The organism is Ruegeria sp. C12 (genome assembly GCF_056537745.1).
This window is the reverse complement of the sequence record NZ_JBQFSA010000023.1, coordinates 1-3,023: the sequence shown is the minus strand read 5'-3', so window position 1 is coordinate 3,023 and position 3,023 is coordinate 1. Positions and strand designations below refer to the sequence as shown.

Genomic DNA, 3,023 nt, shown 5'->3' with positions numbered 1-3,023 from the left:
TAGGGCGTCAGCAGGAAGAAGGTCAGGACCGATCCGAGGTGGATGGCCAGCAGTGCGGGCATCAGAGGCGTTGATCCGAGGGCATAGAGAACCAGCCCGCTGAGGCCCACAAACCCGAGCAACAGGATGAAGCCGATATCCCCGCCCCAGGCCGACGGATCGCCGAGGTCTCGGTCTGACTTTTGCTTGAGCAGCGCCATCGCACCACATCCCACCGTCAGCAGCAGCCCCCCGGAAATCCCGAACAGTTTCGGCAACGACCAGAACCCGTAAGGCGCGTGCATTCCGAAGACATAGTGCATGATCGTCGCCACCGAGGTCGACGCAAAGCACAGCAGGAAGCCATACATGATGGCGTGGTGGATGTGGCGTCGGCCCTGACTGAACCGGTCTTCGTCCTCGAAGTTGCAGCCCTCGCCATGGCCTGCGGCCAGATCCTGCATCTTGCCCGCACGTTTGAGCGCAACCGTCAGATCAGACATCTGGATCGGTTTGCCGCCAACCTCGGTCCAATAGCGCCTCAGGCTGAAGGCGATGCTGAACAGAGGCAGCAGGAATGCAGGCGCAAAGATCGCGACCATCGCGTTGTGGGACAGGACGGCATAAAACCCTTCGCCTCCGCTGGAACCGATGGCGCGGGTCGCCCAGAACAACAGGGCAAATCCGACCACAAGCGCCAGGGCGATGGCCCCGCCATGGGTGTGGAACCGTCGTGCCAGCGGCTGCGGCCATGCCAAGCTTTCCCAACTGTCGCGCCGCACTTCGGCCAGCGCCTTGGGCAGGTTCAGGTCAAACGCGTGCGGGGCGGTGTACTGGCAGGCGTAGTAACAGCCCCGGCAGTTATGGCACAGGTTGGCCAGTTGCGTGATGTCCCCATCCGAGAACGCGCGTTCCGCATGAAGCGACGGGAAGACCGAGCAATAGCCCTCGCAATAGCGGCAGGCGTTGCAGATCTCGGCCTGGCGGCGGGCTTCCTGAATAAGATCAGTTTGCATAAGCGGCGGCCTCTCGTCCTGCGATGCGTCCAAAGACAGTTCCGATGGTCATGCCAAAGCCCGCCAGATAGCCTTGCCCAAGGATGGACCCGGCCATCGTTTCCCCGGCCGCCCACAGGTTTTTGATCTTACCGCTGGGCGTCGAGCACTGGGCCGTCTCGTCAACCTTCAACCCAAGATAGGTAAAGGTCACGCCGGTCCGCAGCGAGTAGCCATAAAACGGCGGTTCGGTAATTGGGCGCGCCCAGTTGGTCTTGGGCGGGATCAGGCCCGAGGTCGCCACCCCGTCCAGTTCGGTCGGATGAAACCCGCTGATGTCGCCGCAAGCGGCGTTGAATGCGCTGACGGTTGCTTTCAGTTTGTCCGCAGGCAGGTCCATCATCCCGGCCAATTCGTCCAACGTGTTCGCCTTTAGCGGCGGGAACACGGACGGCATGAACAGGTTCAGCGACTTGGCGTCGATGATGGCATATCCCACCTGATCCGGCTGCGCCGCCACCAAACGGCCCCAGATCGCATAGCGCTTGGGCCAGACGTCTTCGCCCTCGTCATAGAACCGCTCGGCATGTTTGTTCACGACGATGGAAAACGGCACGCAGTCCAGACGGGTGACGATGCCGCCGTCGAATTTCGGCGCGCGCCCGTCAATGGCAACGGCATGGCATTGGGTCGGGTCGCCGACGCTTTCTACGCCTTGATCCAGCAGATCAGACAGGACCACGCCTCGGTTGTACGGCGTTCCCCGGATCAGGAAGTTCTTCGCAGGCTCACCCCAGGCGCGGGTGAGCCAATCTGTGTCTGCCTGAAAGCCGCCGGAGGCAACGATGACCGCCTTGGGCGCGATGCGATGAGACTGGCCTTCATAGGTGTAATCCACCCACTCGATCTGGTCGCTGTTCAGTTCCAGATGCGTCACAGCGGCCTCATACAGCACATCTACACCCAGCCCCGCCGCCGTCCGGTAATAGGCATTCACCAGAGATTTGCCGCCCCCCATGAAAAACGCATTGGTCCGTGCCAATGACAATGTGCCGGAAAGCGACGGCTGAAACCGGACCCCATGCTCTTGCATCCAAGGAAGGCATTCCTCGGAGGTGCGGATCGCGAGGCGGGCAAGATGTTCATCGGTTTTGCCGCCGGTGACTTTCAGCAGATCCGAGAGGTATTCGTCTTCGCCATACGCCTCGACGAGCGGGCCCAACGGGCCCGAATGCATACAGCGAAAGTTGCGCGTATGGCGCGAGTTTCCGCCGCGATAAGGTTTTGGCGCCGTCTCAAGGATCAGAACGCGCGCGCCTGCCTCAGCCGCAGTCATCGCGGCGCAGAGGGCTGCGTTCCCACCGCCAATCACAGCGATATCGTAAGCTTCCTTTGGGGTGGCCATATCCTGTCTACCTACTGGCTTTCGTCGATTGAGCGGTCGCGGTCCTGCAACGCGCGGATGCGCATCCGTTGTGCCGCCTGGATATGCGCGCGCATCTCTGTCTCGGCCGCTGCGCCATCGCGGGCCTTCAAAGCCGCCATGATGCGCCGATGCTCGGCCACTGCGGCCTCGGCGCGGTCGCTATCCAGCAATTGCGAGGGCCCCAGGATCAACAGCGCCTTTTGCAAGGAGAGCATGGATTTTGCCAGAAACCGGTTCTTGGCCGCATCCAGCAGGGTCGCGTGAAAGATCTTGTTGATTTGGGCTGCATCGGGGCCAGTACCCGCCTCGGCCAACCGGTCGTTCAAAAGGTCCAGTTCATCCAATTCGACATCCGATGCCGCGCGGGCTGCCAGACGGGCCGCTGTCCCTTCAAGCACCGCGCGCATCTCATAGAGTTCCATGACCTCGGCGTAATCCAGACTGCGCACGGTGGCACCTTGCCGTGGCACATGCGTGACCAGCCCGTCGGCCTCCAACTGCCTTATCGCCTCGCGCACCGGGGTACGGCTGACGCCCAACCGTTCCGAGAGCTCAATCTCACGCAGCCGGTCGCCGGGCAGAAGAGTGCCCTCGCGAATCTCGTCCAGCAGGCGCTGATACGC

3 protein-coding genes are annotated in these 3,023 nt (G+C 62.0%); all 3 read right to left on the bottom strand.

What is annotated here, in order from left to right; genetic code table 11:
• On the bottom strand, nucleotides 1-995 hold a 995-nt coding region (tcuB, locus tag ACR0C9_RS21845), incomplete at its 3' end, for a tricarballylate utilization 4Fe-4S protein TcuB (RefSeq protein WP_480782057.1).
• Nucleotides 985-2,379, bottom strand: a complete 1,395-nt coding sequence (gene tcuA, locus ACR0C9_RS21840) for an FAD-dependent tricarballylate dehydrogenase TcuA (RefSeq protein WP_480782056.1) — start codon at nucleotides 2,377-2,379, stop codon at nucleotides 985-987. The genes tcuA and tcuB, both read right to left, overlap by 11 nt.
• 11 nt (nucleotides 2,380-2,390) lie before the next feature.
• Nucleotides 2,391-3,023 (bottom strand): GntR family transcriptional regulator (locus tag ACR0C9_RS21835; protein ID WP_480782055.1); only part of this gene is annotated, 633 nt, incomplete at its 5' end.

What these genes read in the sequence shown, in the direction of transcription:
- tcuA (WP_480782056.1), bottom strand. Translation starts at nt 2,379, where the DNA reads ATGGCCACCCCAAAGGAAGCTTACGATATCGCTGTGATTGGCGGTGGG.